Source organism: Methanospirillum lacunae (assembly GCF_003173355.1).
Lineage (GTDB): Archaea > Halobacteriota > Methanomicrobia > Methanomicrobiales > Methanospirillaceae > Methanospirillum > Methanospirillum lacunae.
The window spans coordinates 67,214-89,560 of record NZ_QGMY01000011.1 but is presented as its reverse complement, the minus strand read 5'-3'; the positions used below and the strand labels follow the sequence as shown (position 1 = coordinate 89,560).

21 protein-coding genes are annotated in these 22,347 nt (G+C 44.9%); 13 read left to right on the top strand and 8 right to left on the bottom strand.

What is annotated here, in order from left to right; all coding sequences use genetic code 11:
• Positions 1 to 4 precede the first annotated feature (4 nt).
• Positions 5 to 586 carry a flavodoxin family protein gene (locus tag DK846_RS14420; protein ID WP_109969688.1) on the bottom strand — a complete coding sequence of 194 codons (582 nt, stop codon included), beginning with the start codon at positions 584 to 586 and terminating at the stop codon, positions 5 to 7.
• 206 nt (positions 587 to 792) lie between these two features.
• On the opposite strand from DK846_RS14420, the gene DK846_RS14415 reads away from it, so the two are divergent.
• From DK846_RS14415 to DK846_RS14405, 3 genes are read left to right on the top strand one after another with little or no spacing between them, the layout of a single operon-like run.
• Complete coding sequence (locus tag DK846_RS14415) at positions 793 to 1,209, top strand: arsenate reductase ArsC (RefSeq protein WP_109969766.1); 417 nt, start codon at positions 793 to 795, stop codon at positions 1,207 to 1,209.
• Between the two features lie 51 nt (positions 1,210 to 1,260).
• Positions 1,261 to 2,922 (top strand): 2-oxoacid:acceptor oxidoreductase subunit alpha, encoded by a 1,662-nt coding sequence (locus DK846_RS14410; protein ID WP_245926569.1) that lies wholly within the window; start codon positions 1,261 to 1,263, stop codon positions 2,920 to 2,922.
• Positions 2,919 to 3,764: a thiamine pyrophosphate-dependent enzyme gene (locus DK846_RS14405; RefSeq protein WP_109969686.1), complete on the top strand. Its 846-nt coding sequence runs from the start codon at positions 2,919 to 2,921 to the stop codon at positions 3,762 to 3,764. Before DK846_RS14410 ends, DK846_RS14405 begins: the two co-directional genes overlap by 4 nt.
• Here the strand turns inward: DK846_RS14405 and DK846_RS14400 are convergent.
• Positions 3,757 to 4,704: a tetratricopeptide repeat protein gene (locus DK846_RS14400; RefSeq protein WP_109969685.1), complete on the bottom strand. Its 948-nt coding sequence runs from the start codon at positions 4,702 to 4,704 to the stop codon at positions 3,757 to 3,759. The genes DK846_RS14405 and DK846_RS14400 overlap by 8 nt on opposite strands.
• Positions 4,705 to 4,906: 202 nt before the next feature.
• On the opposite strand from DK846_RS14400, the gene DK846_RS14395 reads away from it, so the two are divergent.
• The gene (locus tag DK846_RS14395) at positions 4,907 to 5,383 is read left to right on the top strand and encodes a pyridoxamine 5'-phosphate oxidase family protein (RefSeq protein ID WP_109969683.1); all 477 of its coding nucleotides are present in this window, start codon (positions 4,907 to 4,909) and stop codon (positions 5,381 to 5,383) included.
• Here DK846_RS14395 and DK846_RS14390 read toward each other — a convergent pair.
• Entirely contained in the window at positions 5,370 to 7,457 is a 2,088-nt protein-coding gene (locus DK846_RS14390; RefSeq protein WP_109969681.1) for a thioredoxin domain-containing protein, read from the bottom strand. The two genes, DK846_RS14395 and DK846_RS14390, sit on opposite strands and share 14 nt — an antisense overlap.
• A gap of 23 nt (positions 7,458 to 7,480) precedes the next feature.
• On the opposite strand from DK846_RS14390, the gene DK846_RS14385 reads away from it, so the two are divergent.
• Positions 7,481 to 8,833, top strand: a complete 1,353-nt coding sequence (locus DK846_RS14385) for a PAS domain S-box protein (protein WP_109969679.1) — start codon at positions 7,481 to 7,483, stop codon at positions 8,831 to 8,833.
• Between the two features lie 24 nt (positions 8,834 to 8,857).
• Here the strand turns inward: DK846_RS14385 and DK846_RS14380 are convergent, their stop codons facing one another.
• Positions 8,858 to 9,184, bottom strand: coding sequence for a transcriptional regulator (locus DK846_RS14380; protein ID WP_109969677.1), 327 nt, complete (start codon positions 9,182 to 9,184; stop codon positions 8,858 to 8,860).
• A 116-nt stretch (positions 9,185 to 9,300) separates the two neighbouring features.
• Between DK846_RS14380 and DK846_RS14375 the strand changes: the two genes are divergently transcribed.
• Positions 9,301 to 11,007, top strand: a complete 1,707-nt coding sequence (locus tag DK846_RS14375; RefSeq protein WP_181391801.1) for a PEGA domain-containing protein — start codon at positions 9,301 to 9,303, stop codon at positions 11,005 to 11,007.
• 39 nt (positions 11,008 to 11,046) lie between these two features.
• Positions 11,047 to 11,433: a hypothetical protein gene (locus DK846_RS14370; RefSeq protein WP_109969674.1), complete on the top strand. Its 387-nt coding sequence runs from the start codon at positions 11,047 to 11,049 to the stop codon at positions 11,431 to 11,433.
• A 38-nt stretch (positions 11,434 to 11,471) separates the two neighbouring features.
• Here DK846_RS14370 and DK846_RS14365 read toward each other — a convergent pair whose 3' ends face one another.
• Positions 11,472 to 12,383: a class I SAM-dependent methyltransferase gene (locus tag DK846_RS14365; protein ID WP_109969672.1), complete on the bottom strand. Its 912-nt coding sequence runs from the start codon at positions 12,381 to 12,383 to the stop codon at positions 11,472 to 11,474.
• A gap of 40 nt (positions 12,384 to 12,423) precedes the next feature.
• On the opposite strand from DK846_RS14365, the gene hmgA reads away from it, so the two are divergent.
• From hmgA to DK846_RS14350, 3 genes are all read left to right on the top strand, one after another.
• Positions 12,424 to 13,629: a hydroxymethylglutaryl-CoA reductase (NADPH) gene (gene hmgA, locus DK846_RS14360; protein ID WP_109969670.1), complete on the top strand. Its 1,206-nt coding sequence runs from the start codon at positions 12,424 to 12,426 to the stop codon at positions 13,627 to 13,629.
• Complete coding sequence (locus DK846_RS14355) at positions 13,598 to 14,617, top strand: carboxypeptidase-like regulatory domain-containing protein (RefSeq protein ID WP_146201240.1); 1,020 nt, start codon at positions 13,598 to 13,600, stop codon at positions 14,615 to 14,617. The genes hmgA and DK846_RS14355 overlap by 32 nt, the downstream gene beginning before the upstream one ends.
• An 88-nt stretch (positions 14,618 to 14,705) precedes the next feature.
• A complete protein-coding gene (locus DK846_RS14350; protein ID WP_109969667.1) occupies positions 14,706 to 16,826 on the top strand; it encodes a M13 family metallopeptidase in 2,121 nt (706 codons plus the stop codon).
• A gap of 87 nt (positions 16,827 to 16,913) precedes the next feature.
• Here the strand turns inward: DK846_RS14350 and DK846_RS14345 are convergent, their stop codons facing one another.
• The 3 genes from DK846_RS14345 to DK846_RS14335 form a co-directional block, all read right to left on the bottom strand.
• Positions 16,914 to 17,123 carry a helix-turn-helix transcriptional regulator gene (locus DK846_RS14345; RefSeq protein WP_109969666.1) on the bottom strand — a complete coding sequence of 70 codons (210 nt, stop codon included), beginning with the start codon at positions 17,121 to 17,123 and terminating at the stop codon, positions 16,914 to 16,916.
• A gap of 9 nt (positions 17,124 to 17,132) precedes the next feature.
• Positions 17,133 to 17,738: a hypothetical protein gene (locus DK846_RS14340; RefSeq protein WP_109969665.1), complete on the bottom strand. Its 606-nt coding sequence runs from the start codon at positions 17,736 to 17,738 to the stop codon at positions 17,133 to 17,135.
• A 118-nt stretch (positions 17,739 to 17,856) separates the two neighbouring features.
• The gene (locus DK846_RS14335) at positions 17,857 to 18,789 is read right to left on the bottom strand and encodes a magnesium transporter CorA family protein (protein WP_109969663.1); all 933 of its coding nucleotides are present in this window, start codon (positions 18,787 to 18,789) and stop codon (positions 17,857 to 17,859) included.
• 245 nt (positions 18,790 to 19,034) lie between these two features.
• Between DK846_RS14335 and DK846_RS14330 the strand changes: the two genes are divergently transcribed.
• From DK846_RS14330 to DK846_RS14320, 3 genes are all read left to right on the top strand, one after another.
• Entirely contained in the window at positions 19,035 to 20,669 is a 1,635-nt protein-coding gene (locus DK846_RS14330) for a hypothetical protein (RefSeq protein WP_109969662.1), read from the top strand.
• Positions 20,669 to 21,322, top strand: a complete 654-nt coding sequence (locus tag DK846_RS14325) for a hypothetical protein (protein ID WP_109969660.1) — start codon at positions 20,669 to 20,671, stop codon at positions 21,320 to 21,322. The genes DK846_RS14330 and DK846_RS14325 overlap by 1 nt, the downstream gene beginning before the upstream one ends.
• Positions 21,323 to 21,524: 202 nt before the next feature.
• Positions 21,525 to 22,346, top strand: coding sequence for a type IV pilin N-terminal domain-containing protein (locus DK846_RS14320; RefSeq protein ID WP_109969659.1), 822 nt, complete (start codon positions 21,525 to 21,527; stop codon positions 22,344 to 22,346).
• Position 22,347 lies beyond the last annotated feature (1 nt).

Sequence of the window (22,347 nt, the reverse complement as noted above, 5' to 3'; positions counted from 1 at the left end):
TGTGTTAGTTGTTCTTTTCTGATTTTACCTCACCTGCAACAGATTTTGCCGCATCACTAACTTGATTCATTGCTGATTTATCCTTGAGCACATCACCAGCTTTGAATCCACGTCCGCTTACCGTTCTGATGATTTTCATCTCCTGGGCCTGGGCCCATATTTTCAGGGTTTCAAGTGTTCGATCATCACCACTCTCTGCACAGACCGCGACTGGTATCACCTTTTTACCTTTCAGCTGACGCTCATGCCAGAGTGAATATGAGCGATCAATCAAGTTCTTTATCTGTCCATTAACATCATGGAAATATACCGGCGAACCGATGATGATAAGATCGCTCTTCTTCATCCTACGGACAATCCTGGAGAAATCATCTGACTTCAGGACACAGTGCCCTTCTTTCATACATTTGCGACATGATTTGCATGGGCGGATTAAACTGCCTGCAAGAGAGATCTCCTTTACCTTCAGATCTGTAATGTCACTCTTTTCCAGGTCACCAACGATTGCATTGATCAGCCTGCTTGTGTTCCCGTTTTTTAGAGGACTACCTGATATTGCAAGGACTCGCATGTCAATTAGTCCCATGTGATCACATATATAATGTAATGTAAAAGGTTCTGGAAGGATCCAGAGTGTTTACTTTATGCCACGAAGTGTTTTAGAAAAGTACGTTCAGAATTAATCTTTGCTCACCTTTAATTATTTTACGAAAGTTTTGTTTTTAAAAAAACAATAGGATCTGATCCAGTCATCAGGAAATGCTCATCTGGTATCAGGAGGTAGATCTCAGCATGGCTGATACCAAAAAAACAGTTCTGTTTGTCTGTACCCATAACTCATTCCGCTCCCAAATCGCTGAGGGATATCTCCGGTTTAAGTATGGGGATCGATATGAGGCATACAGTGCGGGGACACAACCAACCACTCTGGATCCCAGAGCTATTCTAGTGATGAAAGAGATCGACATTGACATTTCCGGACAGACTTCAAAGCCCCTTCTTGATTTCTTTGACAAGGACATTGATATCGCAGTCACTGTGTGTGATACTGCATCGGGGGCCTGCCCCATGGTCCCAGGTGCAGGAGTGGTCTTTCACCAATCATTCCCTGATCATGGTGACTGTAATCCAGAAGAACCACAATGTCTGAAACATCTTCAGGATGTCAGGAACAGCATTACCAGATGGATAGATCAGACATTTGCCTGACAACTTGGTACCGGTAACAAGTATAAAGAGATCAGGTGCAGAGATCTCCCCATGGAGGCGGAACAATTGTCTGAATACTCTGTCCTCATCGGAGGAAAAGCAGGAGACGGAATCGCACAGGCAGGTCAGTTGATTGCATCGATCTTCTCTGAACTGGGCTATTACGTTTATCAGTATATTGATTATCCGTCTCTAATCAAAGGTGGACATAACTTCTGTATCATACGGGCATCAGATAAACCAGTTTTTACTCATCGCACTGGTGTCGATCTGATCCTGGCACTCGATCAAAAGACTGTTGATCTACACACCAGTAATCTTACCACCAAAGGAACCGTAATCTATGACAGCCCGAAAGTCAAAACAGAGGGGCAGGCTCTACCAATTGAGGAGATTGTTGCCCAGTTTAAAGGTAGGGCGATCATGGGCAACACAGCAATAGTTGCCGGGTTTTGTGGGTGTGCAGGAATCCCCTGGAATCTGGCTGAGTCAGTTTTCAGAAAAAAACTGACCAAAGAGACAGATATTAACCTACTTATCGCACGCGAAGCATTCTCCCGTACAACCCGGTGCATGCAGATCCACCCGGTGGAGGGAGCATCGCCTCGACCACTTCTTTCAGGCAATGAATGGATAGGCCTCGGCCTTCTGGCAGGGGGCATAGATGCATATGTTGCTTACCCGATGACACCTTCATCCGGAGTCCTTCATTTCCTCGCCTCTGTGGCAGATGAAGCAGGTATAGATGTTGTCCACCCTGAAAGTGAGATAGCAGTCATTCTAATGGCACTCGGTTTTGCTTATGCAGGGAAAAAGGCTGCAGTAGGAACCTCAGGAGGAGGATTCTGCCTGATGACCGAAGGGCTCTCTCTTGCAGGGATGTCCGAAGTTCCGATTGTGATTGTACTCTCTCAGCGGGGAGGGCCCTCAACCGGGCTCCCTACATATACAGCGCAGTCAGATCTCCTGTTTACATGTCATGCAGGGCAGGGCGAGTTCCCAAGGTTCATCGCTGCCCCTGCAACACCAGTTGAAGCATTCAAGTGGGCAGCCGAATCTGTGCAACTTGCCTGGAGACTCCAGATTCCTGCATTTATCCTATCAGACAAAACATTATCAGAGGGAATATACACTCCTGAAACAACACCGGAGGTCAGGGCATATCCCCCGCTTCCATCCCCTTCATACCCATACAAGCGGTACGCAGATACCCCTGACGGGATATCCCCGATTTTGATTCCCCCGTATAAAGGAGAGGTGATCAAGGTGAACAGTTATACACATGACTACGAAGGGATCACTTCAGAAGATTCGGAGATGAGTATTGCCATGGTCCATAAACGGCTCAGGAAGGCGGAGAAACTTTCAGCCATGACTGACAAGCCAGGAGCAGTCATCTGCGGCGGATCGGTTAAGGCAAAGACTGCAATACTCTGCTGGGGGTCACCCCGTGGTGTATGCAATGAGGTTGCACAAGAACTTAATATGAGGCTGGTCTCTCCGGTTGTGATCTCCCCATTCCCTGCCGGTGAGTTTAGAAAAGCAATGGAGGGGGTTGAAAAAGTTATACTTGTAGAAGACAGCTCAACGGGCCAGCTCGACAAGATTTTATCTCTTGAAGGGTACCGGACAGATGAACTGATTCTGCGGTATGATGGGAGACCATTTGCAGTTGAGGAGTTGCTTGAGAAAGTACGGAGGGTTGCCTCATGACTAGCGAAGAGTCACTAGTCACTCAGGCACAGAATACCTGGTGCCCGGGATGCGGAAACTTCGCAATTCAGCATGCCATGAAGTTTGTCATTCAGGAACTTGAGGCAGAAGGAATATCACGTGATCAGTTCGTTCTGGTATCTGGGATTGGCTGCCACGCCAAGATTGCTGACTACTTCCAACTGAACAGTTTCTATTCACTTCATGGCAGAACTATTCCGGTTGCCACCGGTATAAAGATGGCAAACCCTGATCTCAAGGTTATTTGTTTTGCCGGTGATGGAGATCTGTATGCAGAGGGGCTCGATCATCTGATTCATGCAGCGAAGCGTAATATTGACATTACAGTCATATGTCATAACAACCGGGTCTATGGCCTGACCACTGGTCAGTATACTCCGACTTCACCATATGGATACAAAGGAAAGTCAACCCCCCAGGGCCTTCATGAATATCCCCTCAATGTTATTGAGTTATTGCTTGGTTCCGGAGCCACCTTTGTTTCACGGGCATATACCCGTCGTTTGCCACACTTAAGGCGAATTTTCAGAGAAGCAATTATGCATCCCGGTTTCGCTCATGTAGATGTCCTGCAGATCTGTGCATCCTTCTTTAACATGACAACATGGTACGATGAGCGGATCTATGAAACCAGTGAATCAAACGCGGGTCTGTTCGAATTTGCCTGCCGGACTGCGCAACAGTGGAATTATAACGATGACGCAAAAATACCAATCGGCATTTTTTTCAAGACAAAAAAGCCGGTCCTCCCTGAGAAGAAGATAAAAAAAGAGGTAAACAGAAGTAACCTTGTAAAAACAATTCTTGACAGGGCTACCTGATCTTCTTTTCCTTTCTTCTGGTTTTAAACAGCCGAACAGCACCGAGTGAAAAAATTGCCAGAAGGCCTATCCCGATCATAAGATAATTTATTAAAAATATCGAGGGAGGCAATTTAATTTCTGAAGGAGATTGCATGACAAGCTGGCCCGAACTGTTCTCTTGTGCCTCCTGGGCAGCAGCCTGTTTATCCTGTTGAAGACGGGTCAGGGTGTCTCCATACTTCTGGGGGATATAACTTTCATCAAGTGAGATAGCCTGTTCAAAGGCTTTTAGTGCCTCTTTCATCTTTCCCTGGTTAAAATAGGCACTACCCATATTGTTCCAGACCTCTGCAGATCCAGGGTAAATTGTTAAAGACTGGTTGAATGCTTCTGCTGCCTCTTCGTTCTTGAACATCTTGGCCAGGGTGAGACCTTTTTTGTTCCAGGTAGCATTGCTCCGTGGATCTACCTTCAGGGCTGCATCGTACATCGAGTCAGCCTCTGAGTACCGGTTAAGGGCAGCGAGAACATCCGCCTTGCCGTCAAGATTCAGAAATACATTCGGGTTGAGCGAGACTGCACGGTCGTAGGCATCTAGAGAATCACGGTACTTTCCAAGCATGAACAGTGCGCGTCCTTTTTTCCCGACTATTTCTGCATTAGTTTTGTCGATGCTGATTGCACGGTCGTATGAATCTGCTGCCTCTGCATACCTCTCAAGTGCCATGAGGGCATCTCCCCGGAGTTTCCATCCTTCAGCATAATAGGCATCGAGCTGTAGTGCCTGATCATACGCTGCCATGGCACCCTGGAAGTCCTTCGTTTCTGCCAGAGCTTTTCCTTTATTTGCCCAGATTGTGGCATCCTGTATGCTCTCTGCAGTCACGGGTACAAGTACAAGTGAAATAACCATCTGCAGAAGAATGACCAGTATGATCTGTGTTATGCGCCGGTTCATGGAAATTACCGTTTTTCTGGCGGGTAAAGAGGGATCAGACGTGTAAAACTAGTACGACTTCGACACTGAAGTACTTTACCGTCACATAAAAAGATTTCATATTGTATGTATTTTCCAAATTAAGGTTAAAAAACACAGATTGATTTTATGAGGTACAGTTGAATGGATTTATATCCCTCAGGGTGTATCATTGTTCTATACCATGGAGATCGTGAAGATTCCAAAGATGGAGAAGGAGGAGTACGACGCTCTGATTCATAATCGATTCATGGCCCGGATAGCATTCCAGGGGGAAAAATACCCTTATATTGCACCGTTCATGTATGTGTATGATGGGAAACATCTGTACTTCCTCTCCACTAAGTACGGTCGAAAATTCGAATATTTCCGTAAATCTCCATATGTTTCAGTTGAAATTGAACAGTATGAACCGGATCTTTCAGGTTTCATGTTCGTGACCCTGCAGGGATATCTTGAAGAAGTAACAGACTCTATCGAAAAGAAGATTATCAGGGGAAAATTTGTGGATCTAATACAAGAGCAGCATCTCTCACTCAATATTCTTGCTGCCCTTGGACATTCTCCTGAAGATGCTCCAGAATCCATCTGCCGTGAAGAGAGATCAGTTGTTTGGAGACTGAACGGTGTTCGAAGCCTTGTTGCACTTAAGAACGTGTAATATGATCCAGAAGATCCAATAGGATCTTTGGATTATATATTGGTGGTCTGCAGGTCTGTCCGGCACAGATCCAAACAGCTGGAACTTCATCGCATGCAACGGTTTCTGATTCAGTCACTATTCTTTGCATTTCAGATAGATATGTGGGGATATAAGGAACGACAACCAGCCCCGGGATATATTTCTGATGTAATACCTTCCATAGTGCGATTCTGCGTTCATCATCAACATAACCGGTAATTACCGCACGGATCTCCATTTTTTGCCTGCATGTCATTCCGAGAAGGCTGAGAGTTCCCTGGGGTGCCCTGGTGATGGTATCATACATACCAGTAAGCAGCGTATCAGCCCGTTTTTTATAATCCTCATTCCCGGTAATCAGAGCAAGGTCAGAGAGAACCTGGCAGGCAAGTCCATTCACCGACTGAACAGGTCCATCATAATCATCTCGAATCCTGACAGGAACCAGAGGATCATCAGAACGTGTAGCATAAAACCCTCCTCTATTCTCATCCCAGAAGAGATCTATTGCGGTCTGTATGATTGTAACTGCACTATTCAGGTATGCAGGTTTTCCTGATGCCTGAAAGAGACTTATCAGCCCTGATGAAAAGCAGATGTAATCCTGTGCTGTACCCTTTATGGTTACGTTACCCGCTTTCCACTGATGCCAAAGTTCTCTTTCTTTGGTCATGATCGTGGTAAGCAGAAAATCAGAAGCTTCCTCTGCAGCACGGATCATCCATGCATCTCCAAGGACTCTTCCAGCATATGCAAGTGCCGCGATAGCAAGACCATTCCAGTCTGTTAAAACCTTATCGTCCAGTAAGGGACGAGGTCGCAGTTCTCTGTGTTCATACAATTTCTGTCGTATTTTTTCGACTACAGGTGAATCTACGGGCATCGGGATGGTATAAGTCCCATCCACATTTTTCCCCCAGACCCATGAGATGATGTTATTTCCGGGGGGAATACCCGACTCTGATGGAAGATTGCCGTCTTTAGTGATCCCCCAAATCTTCTCCGCAATCGTCATTTCATCAGAGGTCAGAACCTTTTTAAGATCTGAGGATTTCCAGAGGTAAAATGCCCCTTCTCCACCCTCACTGTCAGCATCCTCTGCTGATGCAAATCCTCCATCAGGATGTCGTAGAGTCTGACAGATGTACTGAAGAGACTCTCCTGCAGCCTTACGCATGAGTGGATCGGAGGTGATCTGCCAGGCAGAAGTAAATACAGATGCATTCATCGCCTGATCAGAGAGCATCTTTTCAAAGTGGGGAATTTTCCAGGCACGATCTACAGCATACCGGTGAAACCCAAATCCCACCTGATCCCTGATCCCTCCAAGGGCCATAGCTGTAAGAGTACCAGTTGCCATGTGGATTGCCTGGTCGTTACTGAAGATCATCCCGTACTGCATGAGAAAAATCAACTGGGGAACAGAGGGAAACTTTGGCACTCTACCAAATCCCCCAAACTTAGGATCATAGGTAAACGAAAGATTATGGAATGCTGAATGAAGATCCTGATCAGAGAGCACTCCCGGATGGGATTCTGGGTTATGCTTTCCATACGCTTGGGATATTACCTCGAAAATACGATCTCCGGCCTCATAGACTTCATCACGCCTTTCTTCCCATACACGGACAATATGAGGGATAAGATCCAGCATACCAGGAATTTCTCCCCGTGATCTGCGAGGGACAAAGGTGGCTGCATAGAATGGTTTCAGATCAGGAGTTAGGAATATACTCAATGGCCATCCTCCTGATCCTGTCATTGCCTGACAGACACCCATATAGATCCGATCAATCTCGGGGTGTTCTTCCCGATCCATTTTTATAGAGATAAAGTGTTTATTAAGAAGTCCAGCCGTTTCCGGGTCCATGAAACACTCCTTTTCCATCACATGACACCAGTGGCATGCTGCATACCCAATTGAGAGGAAGATAGGTCTATCCCGCTCCCGTGCAAGTGTCTGGGCCTCTTCTCCCCAGGGATACCAGTCGACCGGATTGTGAGAATGCTGTAATAGATACGGACTTTGTTCATAGACCAGTCGGTTTGGCATTGATTCATTTACTTCAGTTATACATGATAACACATACTGGTGACAATGGAGAACGTTCACCACGCAATCAATTAAATACTGCCACCAATAAACTCCTTCTACCAATGGATAATTATGAATATTATATTGCGAGCATAGAGGAGATCCTCAAAGAGAACCAGAAAGGGATGACGGTCTCTGAGCTCGCCCTTGATCTTCATATGTCCAGAAATACCGTCGGAAAATACCTGGAACTCATGTATCTCTCCGGTGTGGTCGATGTAAGAAATGTCGGAAAAGCGAAATTATACTTCCTTGCTCCCAGAGTTCCGGTCACCCGCGTGCTCAGTTACCTTTCAGACGCGGTGATCCAGACTGATGATCGATACCGGATTGTAAATATAAATTTATCTGCACTCGATCTGCTTGGTTCAGATGAGGATGATCTAATTGGGAGAAACCTTCTGGATCTTCTGGGAATCCAGGGATTGACTTCAGAGATGAGAGCCCGAATCACAAATCCGGATCGTGATGTTGCATTCACCGATGAGATTCGTGTTCACACAGATGTCAGGCCCAGGCACCTGTGGATGACAGTCGCTGATATGGTGATGTATGACGGGGTCCTTGGGCATACGTTCATCCTTGAGGATATCACAGACTGGAAAGAAGCTGAACAAAAACGTCGGATTAGCGATTTTCTCTTCTCAACACTTGCTGAAGAGACTTGGGAACAGGTCTGTATTTTTTCTCCTGATTATACAATTCTGTATGCTAATCCCAGGTTTGCAGCTTCTGATGGAAGAGGAGATGAACTAGTCGGATCAAATATTCTTGAACCTTTTGATAAACAGGCATCACAGATCATTCGTGACTCAGTGGAGACAGTAATTGAGACATCTGCTTCGCATCGACAGGTCTTCCCGGTCATGATTGATCAGCAGGATCCCAGATGGCTTGATCAACGTCTCTATCCGGTGCCCGATCAGTCAGGGAAAGTAGAACAGATCCTTGGTATTACCCGCGATATCACCGGCCTTCAGGAGGGTGGATCAGCTTCTGCCCTTCTGTCTGTTCTTCTCTCATCTATGGCTGAAGGAGTCCTGACCGTTACTCTTCAGGGAACTATCCTTTCGTGGAACCAGGGTGCAGAGACCATCACAGGTTATCCTGCCGAAGAACTGCTCGGAGGATCCGCCCTTACTATCATCCCACCAGAACTAAATGGTGAACTGAACGTGATAGCCGATGCTGTCCGGGGAAAAACGGTCCGTGATATCAGATATACAATCAGGGCCAAAGGAGGGAGAAAGAAGAAAGTGATCCTCTCATCTGCCACAGTCCCGGATCATACCGGGGAGATCAGTATGGTTGTCCTTATCTGGCGAGAACCCTGAAACACCACGCTACTATTGTGTCTTTTACGTTTCTCCCTCATCACAGGCACCGCACGAGGGAGTACCCCTGATAAGTGTGCAGATAGCACAGATTCGTGATGCAGGGTTTGTTACCTTCCCATCGCGCAGATCGTTTGAAAGGGATGCAATAGCCTTTTTTACTTCGTCAGTGAACTCAATCCGGTATCCTCGTTTGCCGGATAGGTACTGTGATACCGCAGACGGTGCCATCTCCAGGATGGTGGCAACCTCCTTTTGTGAAAGACCAGTTGCAACCATCTCCGCTGCTATTGCTGCCCGTATGGCAGGAAGTGATTCCCAGACAATATCCTCGCAGGGGAGTTTCTCCATGTGAGTACACATGGACATTCCATTTAATAAGCATAATCACAGCGTGAATGACAAACCTCAATCGAAGGTTTCATAACAAATCCTATAAATTCAACATTACGAGGTTTGAAAACAGTATGAACCGGTATCTGTATACTACAGTCCTTTTGATCATATACATCAGTGCATGCTGGATCTGTTTCGCGGAGAGCAATGCTATTCCAATTGAGGTCAGACTTCAGGAGCGCCCATTTGATCCGGGATATGAACCGCCATATACTGTGGGCCCAATAGACCAACCGACTTCAGAACCTACCTTCACTGTTGAACCAACAAAGATAGGGGGAGATTCAGGATTCTTATCTGTTGATTCTGATCCTCAGGGTGCAGATGTGTTTCTTGATGGCTCAAACCAGGGAGTAACCCCAGCCCTCATCAGACTGTTATCTACTGGAACACCATCGCACAATCTCCGGGTATCAAAGAGTGGATATCAGGACTGGGCTGATCACATATCAGAAAACCCAGGACAAGGAGAGACGATCTATCGGACTGCCTATCTTGTAAAGATTCAGCCAACCATCACCGTTGAACCGACCAGCATAGGAGGGGACTCGGGATTTTTTAAGATCGATTCAATTCCATCGGGTGCAGACGCATATGTTGATACTGATTATTATGGAAGTACACCTGTTCTGGTAAAGATCCCGACTACAGTCACTCCATCTCACGACATACGCGTCACCATGAACGGATATCGTGATTATACTGAACATATCTCTACAAATCCAGGAAAAGACCAGGTTTACCCAATACTGGCGACACTTGTGCCCCTGGCCCAGTATGGTAGTATTTATGTAAGTTCTGACCCTTCAGGGGCCCTGGCAACTCTTGACGGAAGTACTCAGTACCTGACTCCCTGCACCTTCAACCAGGTAATATCAGGGATGCACACCGTCACGGTAAGTAAAGAGGGATATAATCAATATACAACCCAAGTCCAGGTGAACTTCAACGCCCAACCGAAGATATATGCCCCTCTTACAAAATACCAGAAAACTGGAACATTATTTGTTGATTCAGAACCACAAGGGGCTGATATCAAAGTTGATAACATATGGCAGGGTCAGACTCCCCAGCAGGTGGGTAACCTTGAGAGTGGGTATCATACCGTGAAACTGCAATTATCAGGGTACCAGACAGTCAGCCAGCAGGTCCTTATTACAGCTGGGCAGCAGACAAATATCAGACAATCCCTGGTAAAAACCCCACCAGAAATCACTACAGGATCGGTGACAGTTTCAAGTACTCCGTCAGGTGCTTCAGTTTCCCTAAATACTGATTACCAGGGAGTAACCCCGGTTTCAGGATCACTAGATCTAACAGATATCACACCAGGGGTGTACACAATAACACTCACTGCACCTCAACGTGAGACATATTCCTCTATCATCACAGTGATTGCCGGACAGGTAACTCCAGTACAGGTTGAATTGAAATCACCGGTAATCCCTTCATCCCAGAACGGAACATTGAGCGTCAGCTCTTCTCCTGCAGGTGCTCAGGTCCTTCTCAACAATCTCTATATAGGGATAACCCCTCTGACACTCTCATCAGTAAAACCTGGCCAATATGGATTGACCCTAAAAATGGATGAGTACCAGGATTATATCAACCAGGTTCGCATTGAAGCAGGAGTGTCCACAACCGCATCATTGAACATGACCCCTATCCAGAAACCAACAGGAACCCCAGTTCCAACCCAGTCTTCTTTGCCAGGAATTCTCGTGCCAATAGGCCTAGGAGTTGGAGCATTCCTTCTCAGGCGCTTCAGGCAGACCTGACCATATCCTTCATTTTCCCATACCTCCTATGGATTAGGTATGATCAGAGGTTCTGTCCTTCTCATCCTATTCGGAATGCTCATCATCCCGATCATGGCTGCTGAAGAAGAACAGAACAGTTCTGAAAATTATCAGGTCAGGGAATATGCACTCATCTCATTTGAAGACCCGATAGCCACAGAAACCCAAGTCAATAATACGACAATACAGCAGAATTCCAAAGAAATAACAGAGAATCAAACCCGAAGGGGTGGAGAACTCTCGGCACGAAAACTTTTCCAGTTAAAACAGGGGGCCCAGAGTGATTATAAGACGCTTCGGAATGAATCTGGTGATCCTAGCCTTGGCCTTTCCTCTACCGCTGCACAGAGTATCTCAATCCTGTGCAAACAGTGTGTACCCCAAAAATCTGGAACCTATTATTAATATCCATTAAAAATTTCAGGGATGAAGTAATTCTTTTTTTATTCCACGACTATATCGTAGACCACATGGGATCTTCCTGGAGAATAGGATCTGACAAACCGCTTTTGCATTGATTTAATCGGGATTTGGTGAAAAACTGGTGAGTCTTCATCATCATCCTCTACGAGTGAGTAAAAATGAATCATGCCACCAGACCTACAGAGACGTGAAGCTACTGGCAGGAACCTTTCAGCTATGAGTGGAAGGTTCATGATCACCCTGTCAAATCGTCTTCCATAAACTTCAGACAAGTTAGCAGCATCTCCAAGGATAGGGATGACATTTGAGACCCGATTTCGGGTGATGTTTTCGATGAGAAGGGAGACAGCATCAGGGTTGAGATCGCATGCCCAGACTGTACCTGCTTTTTCTGCAAGCATGACGGCAAATGGACCGACACCTGCAAACATATCAAGCACTTCCTCTCCTTGATGCATCATTCCCACGATCCGCTGACGTTCTGAAGCAAGCCGTGCAGAAAAATATGCCTTTTCCAGATCTATCCGAAATGTTTTGCCGTATTCAGTGTGGATCGTGGACGTTGTCTTATCACCTGCAAGAACGCGAAAACGCCTGGTCCTGAACTCACCTTCCACAGCACTTTCTGCAATTAGAGCAGTATGGACCGAAGGACGCTCTGCAAGAATGGCAGCAGCACCAACGGGATCATCTTCGGCAAGTATGGCTATTCCTCCTACCAGTTCATGCCTCGGGAGAGGAACTCGCTGATGAAGTTCTTCAAACTCTGCTATAACCGATCCTGAACACTCATGGATAACCGGAAAGAGTAGTTCGTCGCCATCAGATCTTATCTTTAGGCTCTTATCAAGGGTTCCCTCATCAAGAAGAGTCCTTCTTACCATTTCAGCACCCTGCCGGTTCACCCGCAGACACCACTGCTGCTTCCCCATTCATCAGCTGTTATTGCACTTCGGGTACAAACAGGTATGCATGGATGATTACCTCCGCAGGATCCGGGACGGGTCTCTCAAACTCTATGCTCTTGAGAAGGAACTCCCTCCTGGTGAGGCGGTACAGGTTCGAAGGCGATTCGTTGAGGAGGAGACCGGCATTTCTCTCCCTAAAATTGGTGATAGTTCAATAGATCTCGATTCAGTTGTGAAACGAAACTGCGAAAATATGATAGGAACCATCCAGGTTCCAGTCGGCGTTGCCGGGCCAGTTCTTATTTCAGGGGAATTTGCAGGTGGCAAGTATTTCCTTCCGCTTGCTACAACCGAGGGTGCACTTGTTGCATCAGTGAACCGGGGATGCGGCCTCATTACGGCAGCCGGAGGGGCAGATGTAAGGATCCTCTCTGATGGCATGACCCGTGCACCGGTCTTTGCAACAGATAGTGTTGTTCATGCCAGAGAGGTTGTGGATTTTGTCAAGACTCATGAAGATGAGATCAGGCAGGCTGCGGAGGCCACTACCAGACATGGGAAGTTGACTGATATTCAGATCACTACAGCCGGGACTTCTGTGTTTATCAGATTTTGTTTCACCACAGGGGATGCAATGGGGATGAACATGGTCACTATCGCTAGCGAGAAAGCGGCTGAGTTGATTTGCGAGCAGACAGGTGCACGGCTGGTAGCACTTTCAGGGAACTTCTGTACTGACAAGAAGCCTGCAGCAGTAAATGTCATCCTTGGAAGAGGAAAGACAGTCTCCGCCGGGGTTAAACTGACCGATGATCAGATCAGAACCATCCTCAAGACCAACGCATCTTCACTTTTGGAAGTAAACACACGAAAGAATCTGGTTGGTTCGGCCAGGGCCGGATCTCTTGGGTTCAACGCACATGCTGCAAATATTATCGCAGCCATGTTCATCGCATGTGGGCAGGATCCGGCCCATGTCGTTGAAGGATCGCTCTGTATAACCACCATCGATCAGGCACCGGATGGAGTGTATGTCTCAGTGACACTTCCTGCTCTGCCGGTTGGCACCGTGGGAGGAGGAACAGGAGTCGCCACTCAGGCCGAATGTCTGAAACTTCTCGGCGTATCCGGAGGGGGAGATCCACCAGGTTCACATGCAAAGAAACTTGCAGAGATTATTGCTGTCGGAGTACTGGCCGGTGAACTCTCGCTCCTTGGAGCACAGGCTGCCCAGCATCTTGCAAGAGCTCACAAAGAACTGGGTAGATAGCAGGCCCTCAACAACTTATTCAGGTAGTGCTCTCAACATTCTCCTGATGAAGAGCAGGCGGACCATGGGTCTTCAAATATTGATTATCACCTCAATCATCTCTCTCATTTTTATCCTGCTGGTTTTTTCTCCAGTATATGCAGATGATATTTCCGGCGTTGTCGGCCAGTATGACAACTGGGATTTTGAAAACACTCCCACTGTTGGGATGGGGATATTTCCGGTGGTCACCCTGGAACCTAAAGAGGGATCATCACTATCCATTGAACCAGCAGGAGGGATTGCCACACAAAAGAATCAGGTCACCATCTCGCCGTTTATATCCACAATGAGTGGTAAAGAGACCAACATGATCGTCGGTTACATGAGTGGCGCGCGAGCAGATACTACAGTTACCATAGAAGGGAAGGTATCAAATGATTCAGATTTCCAAGATCTTGCCACAATCACACCTGACGAAAACGGCATATTTGTCTGGCCGGTCCCGACAGCAAACAAGGACATTATTCTCTTCAGAGTTACTTCTAAAACTGGAGATAACCAGGCAATCTCTAAAACCATTAAATTCACATCTTCAAACAGCACAGAACCGGTAGTTAAACCAGTTGTAACCCAGAAGATCACACCGGTGCAGACCATCATTCCGATGATAACCCGCAATCCTTCAATCCCTATTCCAACTATCCTGGAAATCTCTGCCAGCACCTCAATGCCCAAGGTCGGCGATAAAGTAGTGATATCCGGACGGTTAACAGACATGGATGGAAATGGAATTAGTGGAGCAAGAGTCACCATCGACGAGACCGGATATCAGGGAGCATCCACTAGTGAACCCTTCGACACAACCACAACAGGATCTGACGGCAGTTTCCAATTTACTCTATATGTGAAATTTGTAAATATGGTAGGACTTGTCGCAAACTATGCGGGAGATGCCAAACACCAGGGAACGGAGAGTAACACTCTCACCTTCACTTCGTATGCATAGAGAGGCTCATGCATTCACTCACCAAACAGTATCTATAAGAAGTGCATTGTGAGTCCTACATTATTCCCTTTATTGCGTATTTTCAGATATGGTAACCCATGAAGTGTCAGTTTTCCTTCCTGTAATTGGAGATAAGAAATTCATGCAACAACAGTTTAGATATTTTATCTACGGGATGATCCTTGTTCTTTTCACCCTGAATGGACCGGTAGCGGCTCTGAATCCTGATGATATGGATCTCTCAGTAAAACCAGGTGACGATCTTTTCACATACGCAAACGGGAACTGGATGGAGCGAAATCCCGTTCCTTCAGACTTGAGTTGGTACAGTTCTGTCACTGAAGTTCAACAATCGGTAGATGACCGGGTCAGGTCAATAATTGAGGAGGCGGCAGAGAATCCAGGTAACGATGGATATGAGAAACCTCTGGTTGGAACATTTTACTCGACTGCAATTGATCAGGAACGTGCCAATCAAATAGGAATGGAACCACTCCGGCCAGAACTGGAGAAGATAGCTAAAGCTAAAAATCGCGATGATATCAGGAACCTGACTACATACCTGATGGGTTTCGGAATAGCCCCATTCTTTTCATTTTATGCAGATGAAGATCCTGGAAATAGCAGCATGCTGATTGCCACAATAGAGCAGAGTGGAACGTCCCTGCCTGACCGTGAATACTATTTCAGGAACGACACAGAGAGCGAGAGGGTGAGAGATGAGTTCAAGGGTCATATCGCACGGATGTTTGTTCTGAATAACGAGTCACCAGAACAGGCTGATATCGATGCTGAAAAAGTGATGAGGATTGAGACAAGACTCGCTAATGCTTCTGCCCCTTCCCATGGGTATGGAAAACCTGATCGAAGGTATTTCCCTTGTCCGGTTCGACGCCTCAATGAAGTGACTGACGGAATTGACTGGGATGGTCTTCTCACTTCTGTTAACAGGACAGATCTCTCCGTCATAGATATGTACCAGCCTCTGTATGTCCGTGAAGTCGGAAATATTCTCAAGGAAGAACCAATTAATGACATCAAGAAGTTCCTGACATTTAAGGTGCTACAGTTTGCAGCCCCGTACAGCAGCCAGGCATATGAGAAGGAGAACTTTGACTTTAACAGCAAGGTCCTTTCAGGCCAGGAAGAGATGGAGCCAAGATGGAAGCGGGTTATTGCCACCATGAACTCCCTGATGGGTGGTGTTATCGGCAAACTCTATGTAGAACAGTATTTTACACCGGAAGAGAAGGAGCATGTCAAAGAGATCGTAGAGAATCTTAAGAGTACCATGAGATTCAGGCTTGCAAACCTGACCTGGATGGATCCTGAAACCCGGGAGAATGCAACAGAGAAACTCGATTCAATGGGGATTCAGATTGGGTACCCCGATCAATTCGGAAATTACCGAAATCTTGAGGTTTCAAATAGTTCATACCTTGAAAACGTCCTCAATATCACCTGTTACTACTACAGAGCAAGTTTGCAGATTGCTGACACACCATCAAACCCCGATACCTGGTACCTCTCACCACACTCAGTGAACGCTTACTACGATACGACCAGAAACAAGATCGTCCTGCCTGCAGGAGTTCTCCAGCCACCGTTCTATGATCCATCCGTGGACGATGCAGAACATTACGGGGCTATCGGCTCCATCATAGGGCATGAATTAACTCACGGGTTTGATTCTCCACTCAGAAAATTTGTGAAAGATGGGAACGAGACCTTCCTGTGGAATGAAAATGATACCACCCGATACACGGAGGTAACAGCACCATTAGTTGCACAATTTGATCAGATGGAGACACTTCCAGATCTCTATCTGAATGGTACCCGGACCCTGCCGGAGAATGCTGCAGATCTCGGAGGAATAGTTATTTCCTGGAATGCCTGGCAAAACACGCGGACAGGAAATGAAACAATAGAAATATCTGATGCTAATTCATCCCCGAACCTGAATAATACCAATTCTCCATCCACATTTACTGATGAACAACGGTTTTTCCTCGCGTATGCCCAGGCTTGGAGAGGCACAATCAGGGATGAGGAACTTAGGAATATGGTGCTCATTGAAGAGCATCCCTGGAATAAGTATCGGGTTAACGCAATTCCATTCAATCTCGATGAATTCTATGCAGCATTCCCACAGATAAGCCCGGGAGATAAATTGTATAGGAACGATACCGCCAGAGCAAGAGTCTGGTAACCTTTTTTAAGAAGAGCCGGGGGGAATTATCCCTTTGGAAACCACCCCGGATTTACCATCCACTAGACATTTAATTTTAACAAATTTTTACAGGGGATTCTCTTCATCATCGAAGAGAAAGAGTTCATCAATTGAAGTATCGAGTACTTGAGAGATTTGATGGGCTAGTCTGAGTGAAGGATTATACTTACCCTTCTCTAAGAAGACTATGGTTTCTCTCCGGACTCCGACCCGGGCAGCAAGATCTGCCTGTGTATATCCAAACCGGGCACGGAATTCTTTCATCTGGGTATACATGTATTCTCCTTAGTAGACATCGCCCTTCATGTTGAAGTACCACTGGAAGATCATGGCACTTACCGGCATCAGAATGATAAGGAGGAGGCAGATTGATGCTCCATCAATTTTTATGACCTTTACCCCGGAAAGCCATCCGATACAGACTATAATCAGGTATGTCAGGTACCATGAGTAAGAGATACCATAGGTTCCTATCCGTAGACTTCGTTCATCCTGTATTCCAATATCTCCAGTTCTCTCCTTCATCCTGGCGCCAAGCATGATAACTATCATTCCTGCAGCAATCAGTCCGGTTATCATTATTGGAGTGGGCATCCCATTAACGGGAAGACTTTTTATAAAAACTGTTATGAGCCCTGAAACAACCAGAAGCAGACCGACTCCAATGACTCCATACTGAATCATCCTGTTCTTTGCGGTTTTGAGAGCGTAAATAACTAGAGTGAATGCAGCGATAAGACCGAGCCAGAGGAGAATATCACCAGATTGATCTCCATCCGTTAGAGATACAAAAGAATAGGTGATGATCACTGCCGATACAAGAAGTCCGACTGAGGCAATGATTCGACGATGGGTAAATGTAGATCGGGAGGTGTTAGAAATTTCTCGCATAATGTGTGTTTGATATCACATAAGTTATATTTTTCTCACACGTTTCATCAGGTCACCGGACCTATAATCATGAAAAATTGGTAAATAAATCCACAACGGAAAAAATATTCCAGGATTATCAGAGAACTTTCCACCGAATGAGAACAAATAATCCGATTGCAGATAAGCTAAGGGCTGCTCCCATGACAAAAAGAAATGCATGCGGTGCTTCCTGAAGAGGCAGGGGAACATTCATACCATAGATACTGGCTATCATTGTCGGCAACGCAATGAGAATTGTCATACTGGTGAGGAGTTTCATCACCACATTGACATTATTGTTGATGATCGAGGCAAAGGTCCCAGTCATACCGGTGATGATGGATGTATAAATATTGGCCATCTCAAGTGCCTGTTTGTTCTCGATTACCATCTCCTCATAGAGATCATGCTCCTCATCAGTCATGTCAAGTACGCTCTGATAAGAAAATTTCTCCACCATAAGGGAGTTGGACCGGAGCGATGTTGTGAAATACACCAGACTTTTCTGCAGATTAAATAATCCGAGAAGCTGGTCATTAGTGGTTGAACGGTGGAGATTACGCTCAATGACACCTGTCATCCTGTTGATCTCCTTGAGATACCGCAGGAACCTAAGTGCAGTACGGTAACAGAGCTGCAGAACAAACCGGGTTCGTTGCTTTGTGTCATGATTTCTCACCCACCCTGACAAAAACTCCTCCATGACATCAACTTCAGTGAGTGTGACAGTGATGATGAGATCCTGGGTAAGAATAATGCCAATTGGCAAAGTAATGTATGGAATTGCCGCTTCTTCGGGTTCTCGTCGTGCAGACCTGATAAGGATTAGGGTATTTCCCTCATCTACCTCAAACCTGGCACGTTCATCAACATCAAGCGGGTCAGTAAGGAAGTCAATTGGCATCCCAAACTGGCCAACAAGGTATGCTATCTCTTTTTCGGTCGGGTTGACAACTTTAACCCAGCATCCCGGCCTGAAGTCCTCTATCTCGGTGAGGCCATCGCTTGTGGTGATGTACTGGGTGATCATAAAAATACCTGTACTGAGATCTCCGGGATGGGGTTAATAGTCATCTCATGGGTCTCACCCGCAAATCTAACTTGAAATCCGAATACGATTTTAAATCTTCAGATACCAGATCCAAATCCGCATTATCTTAACGAAAATCCGGGAAAATTTCGCAATAGGTTCATGAACCTTGAAGATAAACAGTAACACATTCGATGGTGGGATGTACGAAGGAGCGTGGGCTGTCCGAGGTTATCGGATTCCTAATGATAGTCTCCCTGCTGACGATCCTGTTTTCAATGTACCTACTCTATGTTGTTCCCATTCAGGGTCGGGATGCCGAGATATCCCACATGAAATATATTACGCAGGAGTTTATAGGGCTGAAAGCAGACATCGACGGTTTAATCATTAATAATAAAATTAATTTGCCGATAGCCAGATCATTCGAACTCGGGACACTTTCATCGGTTGGATCAGGTGCATTAAGCATCCTCCCGGTCAGTTCATTTATCGAAGCTTCAGGTACCCTGATGGTAAATGAGCAGAATGACTTTCTGAATGTCATGATAAACGGCAGTATGGTAAACCTGTCTGGATTACCCCCGATTGTATCCCCGCCAATATCAAATCCAGTACTTGAATTACATTGCAATTCACCAAGTAATTGCCCTTCAACTCCAATAAATTTTACAATTTCAGATAGATATTATAACATCACCACACAGGAACGATTCTCAATAAATAACACAACAGTTAATATTGCAATTACCTATCCAAATAACACACCATATTTTACAGGGAATGCATCCTTAGCAATTCCCGGATATCAACCTACATATGATCTCGTCCTTCAGACCTTCTCTAACATTGCATCAAGACCATTGATAGCACAAAAAACCCTCATTGAAAATCTTACATTTCCGTGTAATCTTACCTATAATCTATTAAAAGATAATGCATTATTCCCAAACAATTCAACTGATTACTATCTGATAAACCCTACCGAAGCCACACCTAGTGACTTGTACGCTCCCCATACTATAACAACGAAAGTAACTGAATATCCTCCACGAATTGGTTCACTTCAGTATGAATCAAACAACCGTTATTGGGTAAACCAGAATCTTCTGTACGAGATGGGGGGGTTATTTTTAAATCAGCCTACAGATGGGGGCTCTTCAGTAATGCTCATTCCATCTATTGCATTAACACCTTTTCAGAATATTAGTCAGAATCCAGACCCTGAATACCATTTGAAAGTCAGTATCAATAATATCAGGATCATAGACACAGAAGATGTTAGTGGGTCGGTAAGCGCTCAGATTTTTTCGAAAGTTGATAAAATCAATCAAAATATTATTAAAGGAACAGATACTCCATCTAATCTTGGAACCTCTTCAGGTTCATCGGCTTTATGGAAGATGCGTGAAGGTGATGAACCTAATGCACGAGCAGTATGGCTCCAGTTTTTATCAGATGATGACCGGATAAATAGTTCAGATTATTTTGATTCAACAAAAACTGCTGATTCTAATCAGATGAATACCACCGCACAATTGTGGAAGAGAGCATTTGATCAGATCAAAACAATCACCAATAAAACTCTTTCAAGCAGTATGGATAACAATCAAAATAAGGACTTCACTGGGTGGATGTATATTTTTAGAATGGCAAAAAGTTCAACCAGTGCACTACCTTATTCTGCAAATATTGTAATTGGAGAAAACGCAAAAAATCGTTTATCAGGAGATTGTCCTGCAGTTATAAACGATCCAACCCAAGCCTCTATCTGTGAGAATTCATTACGAAATTATTTAGATAATCCAGGAGGTTCTGAATTCATTCTTGATTATATGGATTCAGAGGTCTCTATTGTCATGCAGAGTGGGGCACTCTGATGAAGAATGAGAGAGGCTCTGCAGAAATTATAGGAGTAATCCTATTAATCGGTATTATTATCAGTGTATTTGGAATATTTGGTGCATTATACATCCCATCACTAAAACCAGACACAAATCCTCATGTAAAATTAAATATTGCATGTGGTAAAAACGACATATCCGATGCTGATATTACAGATTATCCCTGTATACGTGGCTCTTTCGGATGTAAGATATTTGATAATCATACCTGCGAACAGGATTGCAGATACCGGGATTATTCAGATAATCCACAATACAATTCAGAAAAACACAACTTAGAAATCCTTCGTTGCCTAGAAAATTGTGAACAATTAACCTGTTCTGATCTCTCAAATTGTAAATTGCTTTATATATGCCATAACGGTGGTGATTCATTGAAGATATCAGATCTCAAAGTTGTGATCAATGGTTTTTCACTTACAAATTCTATTTCAACCTCCTGGAGGTTAAAGCAGGGGGATTCAATTTTTTCATATCCTGATTTAAGTGATAAAACATTTAATAATGGAGATTTATTACTTATTCCAAATCCTGATAGTTCAAATCAAGTTAATAGTATACATCTAATCTATAACCTTGCTTCTGGTAGAACTGTTACCTTGATTATGAACCAATACGGTAATAATTAGTAACATAATTAAGATTACTTGATTATTTCATGTAAAATAATTGATTCATACAACTTCCTATAATAGCCGATCTACAAAAAGGATTAATTAGAGAGGGCTAGACTTCAGGTTTATTTCCCCGTTATTATAATTCCCTCGGTTTTCCTGCAAAGTTATAAGTTCTGAAAAAACTACCTGACAGATCGTCCAAGGGGGTTTGAGTATGAGGAAAGACTATGCCGTATCAGAAGTTATCGGGGCAGTCATCTTGATCGGCCTGGTTATGGGGGGAATCGCAATAATTGGAGTTATATTATTATCAACTCCTCCACCGGAGAAGACCCCTAAGGCATCAATAAGTTCGTACTGTGTCAGATGTGATCTTCAAGGCACATATGAAATTATCATGTACCATGGCGGGGGTGAGACGTTGGATCGTAATATTACCAATTTTTTTTTACACACAGATGATGGGAAGCAGGAGCAAATTACCCCTTGGTGGGTATATGACAGCACTCCTGAGGATTGTATGTTCTCTGATATTGGGGACAGTAGTTTATCAGGAAGGGAGACATGGACAACATCTGATTACTGGAAGAGTGGTCAGACACTTCGATTCAGATTTATAAGTGATAAACAACCTGCAGGGATAGATGTCAGGTACATTCCTTATAAATCTCCAATGATGTCTGCAAACTTTAAAAATGAGATCAGAGACAGTACCTGTGTCAAAGATAAAAACCCTGATGAATGCACTGATCCAACCGCGGAACTCACACCTAAATTAAAAAGTGTATCCTGCCCTGCCGGATGCAATGGAGATTGTCAGGCTATATTTACATATAATCTGACTTCAGGGAGTTATTCAATCCCGGTACATCAAAGTGGAAAGCCATGGAATTATTTTCAGGGTTCAGAAACTGCAGGGACCCTTGAGGATTTCTCCTCCTCTACATCGGAGATCGACACGGTAAAAGTAAACTTCTCAAAATCCGTGGTCTGGTGGCTCGGGAGATCCAAGAGTGAAAAAGCTACATGCGGGTAGA